Annotated in this window: 11 protein-coding genes; 5 read left to right on the plus strand and 6 right to left on the minus strand. The window is 68.6% G+C overall.

Annotation, left to right across the window (positions count from 1 at the left end; translation table 11 throughout):
• Positions 1-42 precede the first annotated feature (42 nt).
• The 3 genes from GV015_RS16240 to GV015_RS16250 are packed head-to-tail and all read right to left on the minus strand — an operon-like array spanning position 43 to position 3,648.
• On the minus strand, positions 43-1,338 hold the full coding sequence (locus GV015_RS16240; RefSeq protein WP_159879389.1) for a hypothetical protein: 1,296 nt from the start codon (positions 1,336-1,338) through the stop codon (positions 43-45).
• A complete protein-coding gene (locus tag GV015_RS16245; RefSeq protein WP_079707288.1) occupies positions 1,322-2,389 on the minus strand; it encodes an NAD(P)-dependent oxidoreductase in 1,068 nt (355 codons plus the stop codon). The genes GV015_RS16240 and GV015_RS16245 overlap by 17 nt, the downstream gene beginning before the upstream one ends.
• A gap of 59 nt (positions 2,390-2,448) precedes the next feature.
• Positions 2,449-3,648, minus strand: a complete 1,200-nt coding sequence (locus tag GV015_RS16250) for an acyltransferase (protein ID WP_159879391.1) — start codon at positions 3,646-3,648, stop codon at positions 2,449-2,451.
• A 234-nt stretch (positions 3,649-3,882) separates the two neighbouring features.
• Here GV015_RS16250 and GV015_RS16255 point away from each other — a divergent pair, with 234 nt between their 5' ends.
• Positions 3,883-5,451 (plus strand): DUF2142 domain-containing protein, encoded by a 1,569-nt coding sequence (locus tag GV015_RS16255; RefSeq protein ID WP_159879393.1) that lies wholly within the window; start codon positions 3,883-3,885, stop codon positions 5,449-5,451.
• Positions 5,452-5,467: 16 nt separating this feature from the next.
• Positions 5,468-7,051: a DUF2142 domain-containing protein gene (locus GV015_RS16260; RefSeq protein ID WP_159879395.1), complete on the plus strand. Its 1,584-nt coding sequence runs from the start codon at positions 5,468-5,470 to the stop codon at positions 7,049-7,051.
• Here the strand turns inward: GV015_RS16260 and GV015_RS16265 are convergent.
• The gene (locus GV015_RS16265) at positions 7,021-8,943 is read right to left on the minus strand and encodes a hypothetical protein (protein WP_159879397.1); all 1,923 of its coding nucleotides are present in this window, start codon (positions 8,941-8,943) and stop codon (positions 7,021-7,023) included. The genes GV015_RS16260 and GV015_RS16265 overlap by 31 nt on opposite strands.
• Positions 8,944-9,149: 206 nt before the next feature.
• Between GV015_RS16265 and GV015_RS16270 the strand changes: the two genes are divergently transcribed.
• The 3 genes from GV015_RS16270 to GV015_RS16280 all read left to right on the plus strand — a co-directional run bounded on the left by GV015_RS16270 (position 9,150) and on the right by GV015_RS16280 (position 12,969).
• Entirely contained in the window at positions 9,150-10,040 is an 891-nt protein-coding gene (locus GV015_RS16270) for a class I SAM-dependent methyltransferase (protein WP_159879399.1), read from the plus strand.
• Positions 10,041-10,150: 110 nt separating this feature from the next.
• Complete coding sequence (locus GV015_RS16275; RefSeq protein ID WP_159879401.1) at positions 10,151-10,609, plus strand: hypothetical protein; 459 nt, start codon at positions 10,151-10,153, stop codon at positions 10,607-10,609.
• Entirely contained in the window at positions 10,606-12,969 is a 2,364-nt protein-coding gene (locus GV015_RS16280) for a hypothetical protein (RefSeq protein ID WP_159879403.1), read from the plus strand. The genes GV015_RS16275 and GV015_RS16280 overlap by 4 nt, the downstream gene beginning before the upstream one ends.
• A gap of 69 nt (positions 12,970-13,038) precedes the next feature.
• On the opposite strand, the gene GV015_RS16285 is transcribed toward GV015_RS16280, so the two are convergent.
• Positions 13,039-15,099 (minus strand): glycoside hydrolase family 99-like domain-containing protein, encoded by a 2,061-nt coding sequence (locus GV015_RS16285; RefSeq protein WP_159879405.1) that lies wholly within the window; start codon positions 15,097-15,099, stop codon positions 13,039-13,041.
• 3 nt (positions 15,100-15,102) lie between these two features.
• Positions 15,103-15,933, minus strand: coding sequence for a rhamnan synthesis F family protein (locus tag GV015_RS16290; protein ID WP_236555505.1), 831 nt, complete (start codon positions 15,931-15,933; stop codon positions 15,103-15,105).
• Between the last annotated feature and the right edge of the window lies 1 nt (position 15,934).

The raw sequence follows: 15,934 nt of genomic DNA on the forward strand, positions 1-15,934 counted from the left end.
GCCTGTCGATGCGCCCGCCCACGCTATCCGCGCCGCCCCGGATCAGGAAATCGGGTCGTCCGGCGCCGGCGGGCCGAGGTGCACCGACGCCGGCCGGCGCAGAGCGACGATGTGCACGATCAGACCGGCCACCGGGCCGACGACCATCGCGAGGATCGTGCGCTCGTGCAAGCCCAGCGGCAGGAGCAACGCGATGATCGTGGAGACGGCGGCGACGATCCAGCCACCGGCGAACGGCCCGTGCTGCGCGCGCGACAGGGTGGCCGCGCCCGTGACGCACAGGACACCGACGAGGCCCGCGGTCGCCACCAGGAGGGCGATGGTGCCTCCGGACAGCACGTCCGCACGCCCGAACAGGATCGAGAGCGCCCAGGGACCGAGCCACCAGGCGAGCAAGGCGAGGAGGCCCGCACCGGCGAGCACGATGATCGCGAACCGGACGACCCGGCCGAGCATGGCGTCGGCGTCGGTACGGAAGACCACGACGAGATAGCTCTGCAGTGCGAGTACGACGATGACGATCGGTGCCCTGGTGAGGGTGATGGCGTAACTCAGGGAACCGAACGCGTCCGAGGAGACGATGTCGCCGGTCGCCTGGATCATCAGCGGCAGGCCGCTGACCATGACCCCGGTCGCGGCGGCGGCGGTGACGGTCCGCAGGACGTTCCAGCTGAGTTCCCGCGGTCCGACGTCGATCCCGAACCGCCCGACGACACCGCGTCGGATGAACGGCCAGAGGATGAGCGGGGTGATGGCGAAGGGAAGCGTCACGCCCCAGGCGAGGACCGCGATATCGGTGGTGAGCGAGAGCATGACGGCCACGATGGCGAACCGGACGAGCCCGTCGACGATCGTGAGGGCCGCAGCGGACCCCCAGAGCGAGAGGCCGTAGAGCACGCCCGCGGTCGCAGCGACCACGACGTAGGCGGCGAGGCCGATGACGAGCGGAAGCACCAGCGACCAGCCGTTCGCGGGGAAGACCGCGCCAACCCAGATCCAGGCGGTGCCGGCGATGAGCACAGCGATGATGAGCGCCGCGACCACCGCGAAGTTGCGGACGACCGGCGCACGGGATGCGCCCCGTGCTCCCTCACCGAGGACGTGGGTGGCACGCGCGACCTCCTGCTGGACGCCCGACAGCGCGCTGATGAGCAGGTAGAGCGCCGACCAGAAGACCGCGAACGGCGCGTACGCCGCCGTCCCGAGGGCTGCGCCCGTGATGATCTGGAGGAGGTAGCCCGCGCCTCCCCCGATGGCGGTCGCCGCGAGGATCAGGACGGCACCGTTCGGCCCGCGGCGCACGGCCTCGGGCGGAACGGCGCTATCGCTGGGCGGCAATCCACTCCTGCAGCGCCGCGACCCCCCGCGTGACGTCCCAGGCCGGGGCCCAGTCGAGTCCGGCGAGCGTGTCGTCGATGCTGCACTCGGCGTGCCGGACGTCGCCGTCGCGGTACATCCCGTTGATCACCGGCGCGGGCGCGCCGTGATAGGCCGCGATGGCCTGTGCCAGCTCGAGGATGGTCGTCCCGACGCCGGAACCGATGTCGAAGCGGGACACGTCGGCGGACGGTCCGGCGGTGATGACCGCGCGGAAGGACTCCGCGATGTCGTCGATGAAGACGAAGTCACGGACGATCCGACCGTCCTCGTACACCTGGATCGTGCCGCCGTCCATCGCGAGCTGGGAGAAGAGGGAGACGATGCCGGTGTAGGAGTTGATGAGCGACTGGCCGGGACCGTACACGTTCTGCAGCCGGAGGACGGTGAGCTTCGCGTCGTGGGCGGCGGTCCAAGCGGACAGGATGTGCTCCTGGGCGAGCTTCGTCGCTCCGTAGACGCTCGTCGGGGCCGGCATGGTGACCGCGGCCCGGCTGGGCAGGGGTGAGGCCTCCGGGAAGTCCCACTCGCCACGTTCGAACTGAGCGTGCGAACGTTGCCCTGGCTCGAACACGGACCCGTCGGTGCGCCGCCACTGGCCCTCGCCGTAGACCGCCCGGCTCGACGACAGGACGAAGTGTCCCGGGACCTGCCCCGCCCGGCCGAGTGCGTCGAGCATCTCCGTCGTTCCGACGACGTTCGCCTGAGCGTGGCTCGTGGCGGCGTGGAGGGACTGCGCCGTGCCGGTCTCGGCGGCCAGGTGGACGATGACGTCCGGCTCGACGTCCGCCAGCAGGGCGTCCCAGGCGGCGGCGTCGGTGACGTCACCGACGACCAGCTCGGCAGCCTCGTGGAGGTCGGCTGGCCGTTCTGCGCTCGGATGGACCTGCGGGTGCAGTTTGTCGATGACGACCCACCGCTCGGCTGTGGCAGCGAGCTTGTGGGACAGCGCGCAGCCGATGAAGCCGGCGCCTCCCGTCACCAGAACGGTTCCGAGCGTTGTTGCAGTCACGAATGGGTGTCCTTAGCTGTAGGCGGGCCGACATTCGATGGTACTCGACGCGGTCACCGTCACACGGGATCCGCGGTCCGACGCGTCGCGAGCCACTCGAGTCCCCGCCCGGGACCGCGATCCTTCAACGCCATCGCCCGCTTCTCGACCCCGTGCCAGCTCAACCACGCGCACGCCGAGGTGACGAGGATGGTCAGCCCGACCCACGGCCAGTAACCCAGGGCGTTCCACCCGAGGAAGGCGGTGAACTGCTGGACGAGGAACCCGTAGACGTACATGCCGTAGGAGTAGTCGTTCTTGGCGCCGATCCACTGGACGCGCTTCGGGAGGCGAGCCGCCAGCCAGAGGATGAAGTAGGCGAAAGCCGGGTACCCGAGGAGCACCCACCCTCCGGTCACGAGCGTGACCGCCGCCACGACACCGCACGCGACGCCGATCCAGTCGTTCAGCGGGATCCGCTTCGAGTACATCGCGAGCGACGAACCGATGAGGAAGGCGAGACCCAGCTTGATGGGGTTCGCGTCGACCAGTTGCGGGATGAACACCGTCACGATCTGCGGTGCGACGCTGTAGGCGATGTCGGCCAGCCAGAACCCTGCGGCGAGCGCCGGCACGACCCAGCGGGCATGGCGGAGCACGCCGACCACGAGGAGGGCGGCGATCAGCATGTAACACCCCCACTCGAGCGTGAGCGTCCAGAGCGAGCCGTTGAAGACGCTGTACTGGACGACCTCGCCGTACGGCGTCGTGTTCTGGAAGATGTCCCAGACTCCCCACTGCCGCATCGTGAGGTCCGCGTTGGAGAAGACGTAGGCGACCGGGCTGACCCCGATGTAGTCGCGCAGACCGCGGCCGGAGAGGTGCCAGGCGATCGGTCCGACGATGACGGCACCGACGAGGAGCACGGTCCAGAAGGCCGGGAAGATCCGCAGGGCGCGCCGCCAGACGAACTGGAGGATGTCCGCGGACGCACCGCTCTTCGCGATGAGGTAGCCGCTGATCGTGAAGAAGCCGACCACGGCGAACCCACCGATCGTCTCCTGGCCGTTCGTCCACCCCTTCGACGGATCCTCCCCCCAGCCCCCGGTGGGGAACGCGTGCGAGAAGATGACCATGGACGCGAGGATGAGCCGCAGGACGCCGAGCGAGTTGCGGTGGCCGCCCAGTCCTTCGCTGAGCGACATGCCACCGCCCGGGAGGCGGAGACGCTTGCCCGGACGACGCGGCTGGTCGTACGGGACGTTCGTCGTCGACGTCATGCGTTCCATTCCTGAGTGCGGGGCCGGCCCCTGGACGGACGCCGATGGGCGGTCCGAGGTGGAGTCAGGATACCCCGTCGTCAGCCGTCGCCCGTGACGGCTTCCGCATAAACTGTCTGCAGTCTCCGCGGTCGGCGCACGATCGCCCGTCATCACGTCGAATGGAACATCATCTCGCTCGCAGGCCCGCTCGAACCGTCCGGTGGCGCACGCCCGGTCAGGAACCGTTGGCGCGTGTTCGTGATCGCGTTCGTCTGCTTCTTCGCAGCCAACCTCCTCTGGTCGCTCGCCTCCCCGCTGCGCTCCTCGCCTGACGAGCCGGCCCACTTCATCCGCGCCGCCGCGGTCGTCCGTGGCGACCTCACCGGGCAGCCGAAGGCGGGCGAGACCTGGCTCTCGGAGTCGCTCGTGCCGAAGTACATCGCCGACACCCAGGGGCGCACCTGCTACGCCTACCAGCCCGACGTCAGCGCGAGCTGCGACGGACCCGTCGACCCCGACGACACACCGACCCCGGCCGTCACCACGGCGAACTCCAACCACCCGCTCTTCTACGCCATCACCGGGCTGCCCACGCTGGTCCTCGACGGCAACGCCGCCCTGTACGGGATGCGCGGGATGAGCGCCCTGCTCAACGCGGCGATGCTCGCCATCGCGACGATGTCGCTCTGGCAGTTCCCACGGGCGAGGTTCGCCCTGATGGGGCTGGTCGCGGGCTTCACACCGATGGTCGCGTTCCTGTCGGGAACGCTCAACCCCAACGGTGTCGAGGTCACCGCCGCGGTGGCCCTGATCTCGGTCCTGCTCCTCACCCTCAGGCGCGCCTCGTCGACGCGACTGCTCTGGGAGCGCGGAGCGATGGTCGTCCTCGCGACACTGCTCCTGTCCAGCACCCGCAGCATCTCACTGCTCTGGGTGCTCGTCATCGTCGTCGCCGCGCTCCTCGCCGCCGACTGGCGATCCGCGAAGGACCTGTTCAGACGACCGGCCGCGATCGTCACCGTCGTGGTCTCGGGGCTCGTCGCGGTCGGAGCGATGGCCTGGTTCCTGACCCCGCTCACCACCTACGGTGACGGAGGGCAGACGTATCCGGAGGTGGGCACCGGGTACTGGACCGGATTCCTCCAGATGCTCGTGAGCACCTTCGACTACGCCCAGGGGTGGATCGGGCTCTTCGGCTGGATCGACACGGCACTCCCGCTCTCCGCGATGGCCATCTGGACGGTCGCGGCGGGATCGCTCGTGGCGGCCGCCTTCATCGTGGGCCGAGGTCGCGCTCTGCTCGCCCCGCTCCTGCTGGTGCTCGTCCTGGTCTTCGTCCCGGCATTCGTCCAGGCGGCCCTGGTCACCGAGATGGGCTACATCTGGCAGGGACGGTACACGCTCGCGATGTTCGCGGTCCTCCTCGTCCTGTGCGGCGTCGTCATCGATGGGAGCGACGTCGTCCTCGGGGTGAGGACGACCCGTCGACTCGCGACGATCGCACTCGGCGCCCTGGTGATCGCGCACCTCGTCGCCTTCGTGAACACCCTGCGGCGGTACACCGTCGGTTCGCAGTATTCCTTCGCCGACATGCTCCAGCACGTCACCTGGCAGCCTCCCGCCGGCTGGCTGCCGCTCTCCGTGGCATATCTCGTCGTGCTGACGGCCGGGGCCGTCCTCCTTCGCCGACGCCTCCTCAACGACCAGGACGCGCCGGTCGGCTCCGTCGCCCAGACACCGGGGCGGCGCTCTGAGGATCCGCTCGGACCCGCCGCTAAGCTGATCGGCGACGGAACCGCGAACCGTCGCGCATCGACCTGATCGGAACCTCCACCACATGGATTCTCCCGCCCGCAGCTCCGCCCCCACCCGCTGGGAGCGACGACGCTGGCTGACCTTCCTCCTCGCATTCGTCACGATCCTGGCGCCGATGGTCCTCTGGGCGCTGGCCTCGCCGATCGGGTCCATTCCGGACGAACCGTCCCACGCCATCCGCGCCGCTGCGGTGGCGCGCGGAGAGCTCGTGTCCGTGCCCTGGCCCGAGAATCCGAGCCTGACCGAGGCGACGGTACCCGAGAACATCGCGAACGCGCATCAGCTCGTGTGTTTCGCCTTCGACGGCGAACTGACCGCCGACTGCCAGGCGGGACTCCGGGATCGCGACGAGGATCTCGTGACCACGGGGTCCTCGGCCGGGCTCAACAGTCCGGCGTTCTACGCGATCGTCGGCTGGCCGTCACTCTTCGTCACCGGTGACGCGGCCTTCTACGCCATGCGCATCGCCGGGGCCGCGGTCTGCGCCCTCGCGCTCGCCGTCATGGTCATGCAGCTCACCCTCCTCCCCCGCTGGCGGTGGGCCATGGTCGGCGCGATCGTCGGGGTCACCCCGATGGTGCTCTACCTCAGTGGTTCCCTGAACCCGAACGGCCTCGAGGTCGCGGCTGCCGGAGGGCTCTTCGCCACGTTGCTCGCGATGACCCGAGGAACGGCCACCGGACGACGGCTCTGGGAACAGGCCGGCCTCGCGCTCGTCACCGCGAGCCTGCTCATGACGACGCGGAGCATCTCGTTGCTCTGGGTGCTCCTCATCGTCGTCGCCGCCATCTTCCTGGGCAACCGGCCGCGGGTGGCGGCCCTCCTGAAGTCGCCACCAGGCCTGGCACTGCTCGTCGGGGCGGCCGTCGTCGGTCTCGTGACCGTCGCCTGGTACCTGCAACCGCCAGCCCTCGCCGGCTCGGCCCCCGCGAGTCTCGGGATCGTGAGTTATCTCTTCGCGGCCGGCTACACCTTCATCCAGTCCATCGACTGGGTGTTCGGCATGATCGGGTTCTTCGGCTGGGTCGACACCCCCGCCCCGTCAGCCACGATCATCGCGTGGAGCGCCGCACTGCTGCTCCTGTTGTCGGCGTCCGTCGTGTGGGGTCGACGACGCACCACCGTCGCGGTCTGGGGCCTCCTCGTCGTGTGCCTCGTCGTGCCCGTCCTCACGACCCTCTCCGTCTACGCGCAGTACGGATACATCTGGCAGGGCCGCTACATGCTCGCGATGTTGCTGTGCCTCGTCATCGTCGCCGGTCTGGCGCTCGACGACGCCGGTGTCGGGATCGGTGCCGACCGTCGCATCGCGCGGTTCGTCGTCGGCGGGTTCGTCCTCCTGGCGATCGGCCACCTGTTCGCCTTCGTCATGACCCTCAGGCGCTACGCCGTCGGGATCGACGGCGATTTCGGCCGATTCGTCTTCGACCCGAGCTGGGAGCCGCCCATCGGCTGGCGCCCGCTGTCGGTCGCGCTCCTCCTCGTGCTCGTCGTCGCCGTCTGGTTGAGCAGGAAGCTCTTCCTGGGAGCACCCGACCATCGGGCCGTCGAACCGAGCGCCGACCGCTTGGACGATCAGCCGTCGAGGACGACCGAGAAGTCCTGATCCGAGCACTCGGCACGCAGGGAGGCCTCGAGGTCGGGGTTCCGCGTCCGGATCGTCGCTCCGCTCTCGAACCGACCGATCGCCGTGCAGACGTCGTCGATCTTCGTCACGTCCAGGGCGTAGGCGGAGATCCGGATGGGGTCGGTCGCGTCCGTCGTGTTGATCTGCAGGCTCCAGGAGTTCACGTAGGCGTCCGTCGAGGGATCGGCGTACCCCACCAGGATGTTCTTCTCCCCCGGCGTCGCGAACCGCATGGCGAGCTCCGCGGCGTCGCCCGACGCGGCGATACCCGTCTTCCGCCAGACCTCGACGATCGGTGACACCGCCGAGGTTCCCGGGCCGAGCGGCGTGATCTGCCACGCGAGCGATCCGACCAGCACGATGCCACCGGCGACGAGGACCACACGGGCGCTCCGCACCTGGTCCAGCCGGACGGACAGCGCCTGAGCGATCAGGGCGAGGATGATGACGAGCGCCAGCGCCTCCAGCAACCAGGCGAACTTCGCCGGATAGTACCCCCAAGGGTTGGGCACGGCGTGGCGCAGGAGGACGAAGACGACGACCAGCAGCGCCCCCGCGCCGGTGAGGGCGAGGACGCCGGCGAAGACGTGCGATCGGCCCTGCTGCAGGCGGGCGCACGCGGCGACGACGAGCAGAGCGGCCCCGACCGCGATGGCGGTGTTGGACGTGGAGGTGAAGATGCCGCCGTCGGCGGAGAGCGCACCCTGCTCACGGAGGAAGTCGGGCACGGTGACGAACAACGCGTACCCCACCATCTGCGCGGTCGCCGCGATCACCAGGATGAACCGGGGGACGTCGACCCTGCTGGTGAGCACTCGGAGGTTCCGTCCGGCGAGGACGAGCAGCACCGACCCCAGGACGATGGCGACCGGACCCCACGTGCCGAGGAGCACCGTGATGATCAGCGTGAGGACGACGTAGGCCGGCACCGGGTACTGCTCGGCGCGCAGGTAGACGAGCCACCCGGCCAGGAGCAGGAAACAGGCGAGCGCAGCGTTGAAGAAGCCGAATTGCAGGGCGTTCCCCGCGACGAACCAACTGAGGGGAAGCGCACCGGCGACCAGCGCAAGGGGGGTCGTGACCCACCAGGAGGCCGTACCCCGCGACGCGACGACGACCGCACCGGCCAGGACGGCAGCACCGAGGAGCACCAGGATCCAGAGTTGGGCGAGCTGACCGAGGTCGTGTCGCAGATACTCCTCGGGTGGGATGGAATGCCGCCCGGGTGCCAGCGCTGCGGCCACGAGCGAATACGGGACCGGCACCGGGTTGGTCCGCTCCGGGCTGATCCCGCCGTCGCCGAACATGTATCGGGAGAACATCAGGCTGGTGATGGAGTCGCCGCTCGTCACCCACGCGATGTTCCACCGGCCGGGGACGACGACGATCGCGAACACGGCCACGAGTCCGGCGAGCGCGCTCGCCGAGGCGACCAGGATCTGGCGGAGCGGTCGGACGAGGCGAGCATCCAGCGTCAGAACACCGTGTCGCCAGAGCAGCACCGCCACGGCGACGCCGATCGCCAGATGGACGATCAGGACCGGTGTGGCGATGCCGACACCGAGGAGGGGCGTCAGACGGAGCAGCATCGTGACGACGAAGAGACCGACGGCAGGGCCGGCGGCGATGCCGAGGAACCAGTCCGTCCGATGGGCGACGAGCGCACCGACACCGAGCCAGACGGCGAGCCAGAGCGGCCATCCCGCTCCCCCGAACCACAGCGCCCAGACGGCGAGCAGGACGACGCCGACCAGGTAGGCGGCCGCGAGGACCGTCCCGGACGAGAGCGCCAGGGGAGGCGATGCATTGCTGCGGTGCGCGACGGTCCCGGTCTCCCCCGGATCCGTCTGCTGACGACGAACCTCGACCACGACCGCCCCCTCATCCGCGGCGGCCGTCGGCCCGGTCGCCCTCCGCGAGCCTAGTCGACAGCTGCAGCTCTGATGACGATCGTCACCGCCCGAGCACGGACCGCTCGTCACAGGTCACCCGTCGCTTCCGAGGTCGTGGAAGACTGAACCCACCCGTTCCCACCAGGAGGCCCCGATTGACTGAAGCCGAGACCCAGCGTTCCTACGTGGAACGACTCGCAGACGCCGAGACCCTCGATGACGTCCCCGGGATCGTCGACCCCAGGGTCCAGGCACCGTCCAATCCACCGCGGCGTATCCAGCAGAAGTTCGTCGGCGCGAGCTACCTCGACGCCTACCGAGAGGCGGAGCGCTTCATCGGAGCGGCCTTCGACCGGTGGCCGACAGGCGACCAGGGCGAACACCTCGTCCTCGACTTCGGTTCCGGCTGGGGCCGGATCACCCGCCTCCTGATGAGTCGCCTCCGGGCGGACCAGATCTGGTCGAGCGACGTCGACACACAGATGACGGCGCTCCTGCACCACACCCTGCCCGGCGTCAACGCGGTCACGAACCGCCCGATGCCGCCCACCGTCTTCCACAGCGGCAGTTTCGACGCCGTGACGGCGTTCAGCGTGTTCTCCCACCTCTCCGAGGAGGCCCACCGCCGGTGGTCCGCCGAATTCGCGCGGATGACCCGGCCGGGGAGCAAGGTCTTCATCACGGTGCTCGAGGAGAACTTCCTCGCCCAGGTCGCCGGTGCACAGGCTGCGGTGGCCGCAGGAGAGGCCGACACGTTCGCGACGAACCTCGCGGCTGTGGTCCCCGACGCGCAGCTCGCGCTCGAGCAGTTCCGCAACGGCGAATTCATCTTCGGAGGCGGCGGCGATGACGGACCGCGCGAACAGTCGTTCTACGGTTGGGCGGCCGCACCCCGGGAGTTCGTCGAGCGCACGTGGGGCGCCAACGGGTTCGTCGTCGAGTCCTGGATCCCGACCGGAGAGCTGTTCGAACAGGCGATGGTCGTCCTCAGGCGCGAGGAGGCCGGCCCGATCGCGCGGGCCGAGCGTTTCGCCCGCCGCGCCGTGAACGGGCTGCAGCGCCGCATCGCGCGCTGAGTTGCACGGAACGCAGCGGTTCGGGGCCGTTCTCAGCGACTCTCCAGTCCGGCCGTATACTGAGCCGAGAACCGCCGGTCACCCATCCGGGGGTGGATGAGAGGAAGCCGATGCTGGTCGCACGTCGTGGAGGACTGCTCGCAGTGGTCGGTCTCGTGGCCACGTTCGGGCTGACCGGCTGCTTCGGCGGTGACGCGGCTCCCGACTCCAGCCCCTCACCGACCGGCTCGACCAGCGAGGTACCGGGCAAGAGCCCGGAGCCGGCGCCGATCGAGCCGGAGGCCGTGATCGTGTTCGCCACCATCGATCCCGACGGTGCGACCATCTCGATCTCCGGCTACGTCGCCGGCGTCATCGAGAACGACGGTTCGTGCACCTACGTCCTGACGGGGCCCGGCGACGAACAGCGCATCGAGTCCGTCGGGGCTGCTGACGCCGGGCAGACCTCGTGCGGGGTCGTCCAGCTGGACACCGGCGCCCTGCTCACGGGCACCTGGTCCGTCACGCTCGACTACGCTTCAGCGGCGGTCACGACGACCTCCGCCCCGACCACTCTGGAGATCCCGTGAAACATCGTTTGGCGGCATTCTTCGCCATCTTCTCGCTCCTCGTGGCCGGCCTCGTCGTCGGTTCGACGCCGGAGACGTCCGAAGCCGCCGAGGCACGGAACTTCGACCCCGGCAACATCATCAGCGACCAGCTCTTCTACAACGACATCTCCATGTCGGCGGCAGCAGTGCAGTCGGTGCTGAACTCTCGGGTGTCCACCTGTCGGTCCGGCTACACCTGCCTCAAGGACTTCCGCGAGAACACCCCGAACCGCGCGGCGGTCTCCGGCAGATGTGCGGCGTACTCGGGAGGCAACCAGAGCGCGGCGGAGATCATCACGCGCGTCGGCGTCGCCTGCGGCATCAGCCAGAAGGTCCTGATCGTCATGCTCGAGAAGGAGCAGAGCCTCATCACGGACGATTGGCCCTCCGCGCGGCAGTACCGGAGCGCCATGGGCTACGGCTGCCCGGACACGGCCGACTGCGACACCAACTACTACGGCTTCTTCAACCAGGTGTACGCGGCCGCCCTGCAGTTCAAGAACTACCAGGCGAACCCGACCCGCTGGAACCACGTCCCCGGTCGCAACAACGCCGTACGGTTCAATCCGAACGCCGCCTGCGGTTCGAGCACCGTCTACATCCAGAACGCTGCGACGGCCGGACTCTACAACTACACGCCCTATCAGCCGAACGCTTCCGCGCTCGCCAACCTCTACGGCACCGGCGACGGCTGCGGTGCCTACGGCAACCGGAACTTCTGGCGGATCTACACGGACTGGTTCGGTCCGACGACGGGCTCCTCGTACGGCTCGTACGACGGCGTGTCCGGTGGATACCAGGGCATCTCCGTGTCCGGCTGGGCGATGAACCCGAACAGCACGGCGCCCGCATACGTGTGGGTCAACGTGAACGGCCAGGGAGGACCGTTCCTGGCGAACACGTCCCGTGCGTGGTTCAACTCCCTCTACCCGGGCTACGGCCCGAATCACGGCTTCGACGGGACCATCGCGAAGCCGCCGGGGACGTACGAGGTGTGCGTCTACAACTCGACCATGAACACGCTCCTCGGCTGCAAGCAGGTCACCGTCCCGAAGGGTGCCGGATCGTTCGACACTGCGACGCAGGTCCCGGGCGGCATGATCCTCAGCGGTTGGGCAGTCGACTACACGACGAAGAACCCGACCAACGTGACCGTCTCCGTGAACGGCAAGGCTGAACCGGCGGTCGCGGCCAACGTCTCCCTGCCCTGGATCAACGGATACTTCCCCGGCATCGGTGCCAATCACGGGTATTCCATCAAGCTCGACAGACCACTCGGGACGTACAACGTGTGCGTCGACGCGATCTCGGGTCGGTTGGGTTGCAAGACCGTGACGCTGAAGTCCGAGGAGGTGGGGTCGTTCGACACCGCGACGGCCTCGGCGAATCAGCTCCGGCTCACCGGTTGGGCGTTCGACCGGAGTACCACGGCTTCGACGTTCGTCTGGGTCGACGTCAACGGCAAGGGTTCCGCCTACCGCGCGAACACCGCACTGAGCTGGTTCGAGGGCATGTTCCCGGGGGCGGGGAAGAACCACGGGTTCGACCTCACGATCCCGACGACGGCGGGCAACAATCGAGTGTGCGTCTATGGTTCGGCGACCTCGAAGTTGCTCGGCTGCAAGACCGTCAACGTCCCCGCTCCGGCAGAATACGGTTCCTTCGACACCGCGACCGCCGTCGACGGCGGCATCAAGCTGACCGGCTGGGCCTACAACTCCGCGACGAAGGACCCGTCCTACGTCTGGTTCGACATCAACGGCGTCGGAACCGCGGTCAAGGCGAACACGAGCCTCAGTTGGTTCGAGGGATTGTTCCCCGGAGCCGGCAAGAACCACGGGTTCGACGTCACCCTGCCGAAGGGGCCGGGGACCTACCGGATCTGTGCCTACGGATCCGCGACCTCGGTGCTGTTCAGCTGCAAGACGGTGACCGTCGGCGCCGGGAAGGCTCCGGCACCCGCGCCGACGCCGACGCCCACCCCCACGCCCACCCCCACGCCGACGCCGGTCGCACCGACGCCGACCCCGACCACCGCGACCGGATCGTTCGACACGATCACCCCCGCGGCGGGCACGGTCCGGGTGACCGGTTGGGCGTACCAGCCCGGCGTGGACCCGGCGACGACGACGTCGTTCGTCTGGGTGGACGTCGACGGGGTCGGTGCCGCCTACCGCGCCAACAGCACCCTGTCCTGGTTCGACGGCCTCTACCCGGGTGCCGGCACCGACCATGGGTTCGACCTGACGGTTCCGGCGGCGTCCGGGGCGCGGAACGTGTGCATCTACGAAGCATCGACCAGCGTGAAGTTGGGGTGCAAGGCGACCACGGTTCCCTGACCGGAGCCGTGAACGTCGAAGGGGCTGCACCGTTCGGTGCAGCCCCTTCGACGTTCGCGCGAATCGCGCTCAGCGGTACAGGACGTCGCGGATCGCCATCAGGTAGGACTTGCCGAAGCGGAGCGTCGGTTCGAGGACGGCGCTCTCCGCCCATTCGTTCCAGGCGTTGACGAAGACCAGACGGTGCTCGCGATCGCGGTCCGCGACGGCCGACACGGCCGCGTCGAACCAGCGTCGGAACGTGTACGGGTTCGAGCCCCACCAGAGATCCGGCTGCCACTGGCGTCGGGCCGTGTTGTCGTAGTTCACCATCACGCCCGGGTAGCGGTCATCGGACACACCCTCCAACAAGGTGAGCTCGGCGTTCTCCACCATGGCGTCGTAGCGGAACGTGTTCCCCTGGAACCGGTCGTCGAACTCCGTGTCCGCGCGGTCCCATGGGCTCCACAGTTTGTTGTGGGGAGCGAACTCCATGTACGCGTCCATGCCGTGCTCGGAGAGGTCGCCTTCGACCCCGTCGAACGCGCCGCTCACGTCCACGCTGAGGAGCAGGAGGTCGTCCAACCCGGCCTCACGAGCGACCTGACGCCAGTAGGCGACGACCGAACGGTACTCGGGGATCTGCGTGATCCGGTATACACCGAGCACCGGGCGACCGTCGACTCGGATGTAGCGGTCGTCGGTGAGCAGGTCGATGACGTCGTGGATGAACTGCGTCGCGGGGACCCGCTCGTAGTCCTGACCGATCAGGACGTTCGTCGAACGTCCGTCCCATCGCCGCGTGAAGTTCTCGTTCGCCCACATGATGCAGAACGGTTCGTCATCGGAGTCCGCGACCAGCTGTTCCACCGGCAGGTTCATGAGCTTCTTGCCCGCGAACCAGTAGTAGTAGTACATGAAGCCCTCGATCCCCATGGACTGGGCGAGGTCGTACTGCTTCCGCCGGGTACCGGGCGCCCGGAGGTCGTAGAAGCCGAAGTCGCTGGGGAGCAGCGGCTGGTTCTGCCCCTCGTAGATGGCCTGTGCTCCGGCGACGTTCGACCATTCGGTGAAGCCGGTGCCCCACCACTGGTCGTTCTCGGGGAAGGCGTGGAACTGCGGGAGGTAGAAGGGGACCGCCCTGGCCCGCGGTTCCACTTCGGCATCCCGTCGGAACCGCTTCCAACCGTCGGACTCGACATCGGTCGAGGAGGCGGTGAGCGAACCGACCTCGCGCAGGTCGTATCCGGCCTCCTCCGTGACGATGCCGATGAGGCGCTCGACGCCGTGCGCCGTGGTCGCGTCGACCTGCCCGGCCTCCGCCTCGAAGTCCCACTCGCTCAACTGCAGCGCGCGGAGACCCTGCAGGATGAAGCCGCGGACCCAGTAGACCGAACCGGACGCGAAGTGGAGGGTCTCCGGTTCGAGTTCGAGCTGGAGACGCTTGAGGAGCGCCTCGACGATCTGCTGGTCGCCGCCCCAGAACTCGGGACCGACGAGGTTGCCGTCGGCGGTCAGGAGACCGAGGGACGGGTCCCCGGCGAATGCCGAAAGGATGGACTCGACGTGCTCCGGCGAGCCGAGCAGGCCGGCGTACAACGAACGGCGCCACTCATCGCCCGTGCCGCTGAGCTCCGTGTGCTCGGCACGCCAGGCACTGCGCTTCGTGTGGATCTTGAGGACCAGCTCGTACGGCTCCAGGATGTCGGCGTTGACCAGCGACACGAGCGGCAGGATGTCGCGTCCCTGGTTGTTCACCTCGTACACCTCGACCCGCCCGACGCGGTCGAGGGACGAGGTGTCGAGGTCGAGCGGGACGCCGGTGGCGTTGGTGACGATGAGGTCGAACTCGACGGGCAGGTGCTGCAGCTCGTGGAGGATCTCCGGCACGAGCTCGGCGTAGAAGACGTGCACGACCACAGCGACGCGCGCGGCGGGCACCGTCGACGCCTCGCGCATGCGCCACTCGCTCGGGAAGAGCGAGGTCAGGCGGTCGTTGCGTCGTCGCAGCCAGTTCTCGAACCCGGCCGGATAGGCCGTCGGCACGTGGTGCTGGACGATGGCCGGGTCGAGCTCGGCGAGCTTGACGCCCGCGGAGATCATCTTGCGGCCGGCGAACCGCTTCGCGCCGCCGGGGGTGATTCGTCTCATGTCTTACCTCGGCTTCGTGTCCGGTGTGGTCGGCAACCAGTCCATCGGGTCTTCCCCGAAGGCGGCTCGTACGGTCTCGCGAGCGCGGACGCCGTCGGCGACCACGCTCGGGTTGGTGATGATCTCCCGCTTCACGAACGGGAACCCGAGCTGGACGAGTCGGCGCCAGCCACGGATGACCGGGTTCTCCCCCGGTTCGACGACCTGGGCGTGATCGATCCAGGCGCTCGTGACGTAGGCCTCGACGTGGAGCAGCTCGCTCAGCCCGATCTCGTACTGGTCGATGATCTGCTGCTTGTCGTCGTGGTCGACGAGCGTGCGCCAGAAGGTGCGGACCGGGCGGTCCCGGAGCATCCCGTTCCGGAAGCCCAGGAGGTAGCTCTGGAGATGCGGCGAGAACTGGAGCGTGTTCGTCGCGCCCCAGACGTCCGTGTCGCGAGTCTCGAAGTCCTCGAGCATCGGCTGCAGCGACCCGAACGGGCCGACGAGTGAATCGTTCGCAAGCAGCACGAACGGGGCCCGGAGCAGCTGCGGGTACAACGCCATCCCGGTCGCCCATGAACCGAAGTCGTACCCGATGTTGGGCTTGCGCACCACCAGCGCCTCGGGAGGCGTCGGCCAGACCAGTGGTTCGACCGAGTCCGACGCACGGACGACGACGACGAAGTAGCCGCAACGGGCGAGCTCCGAGACGAGAGTGGAGAGCGACCGTGAGACGTGCGGATCCGCGCCCCAACTGGCGACGAACGCCACCCGCTCGGGGTGCGTCGGGAGCGCTCGAGGGCGCTCGATCACCACCCGAGGGAGGACCTCACGCAGAACGGTACCGCCCACC

This window comes from Plantibacter sp. T3, assembly GCF_902506515.1.
Lineage (GTDB): Bacteria > Actinomycetota > Actinomycetes > Actinomycetales > Microbacteriaceae > Plantibacter > Plantibacter auratus.

Coding starts and splice junctions, on each gene's coding strand:
- GV015_RS16250 (WP_159879391.1), bottom strand. CDS start 3,648: ATGACGTCGACGACGAACGTCCCGTACGACCAGCCGCGTCGTCCGGGC.
- GV015_RS16260 (WP_159879395.1), top strand. CDS start 5,468: ATGGATTCTCCCGCCCGCAGCTCCGCCCCCACCCGCTGGGAGCGACGA.
- GV015_RS16275 (WP_159879401.1), top strand. CDS start 10,151: ATGCTGGTCGCACGTCGTGGAGGACTGCTCGCAGTGGTCGGTCTCGTG.
- GV015_RS16285 (WP_159879405.1), bottom strand. CDS start 15,099: ATGAGACGAATCACCCCCGGCGGCGCGAAGCGGTTCGCCGGCCGCAAG.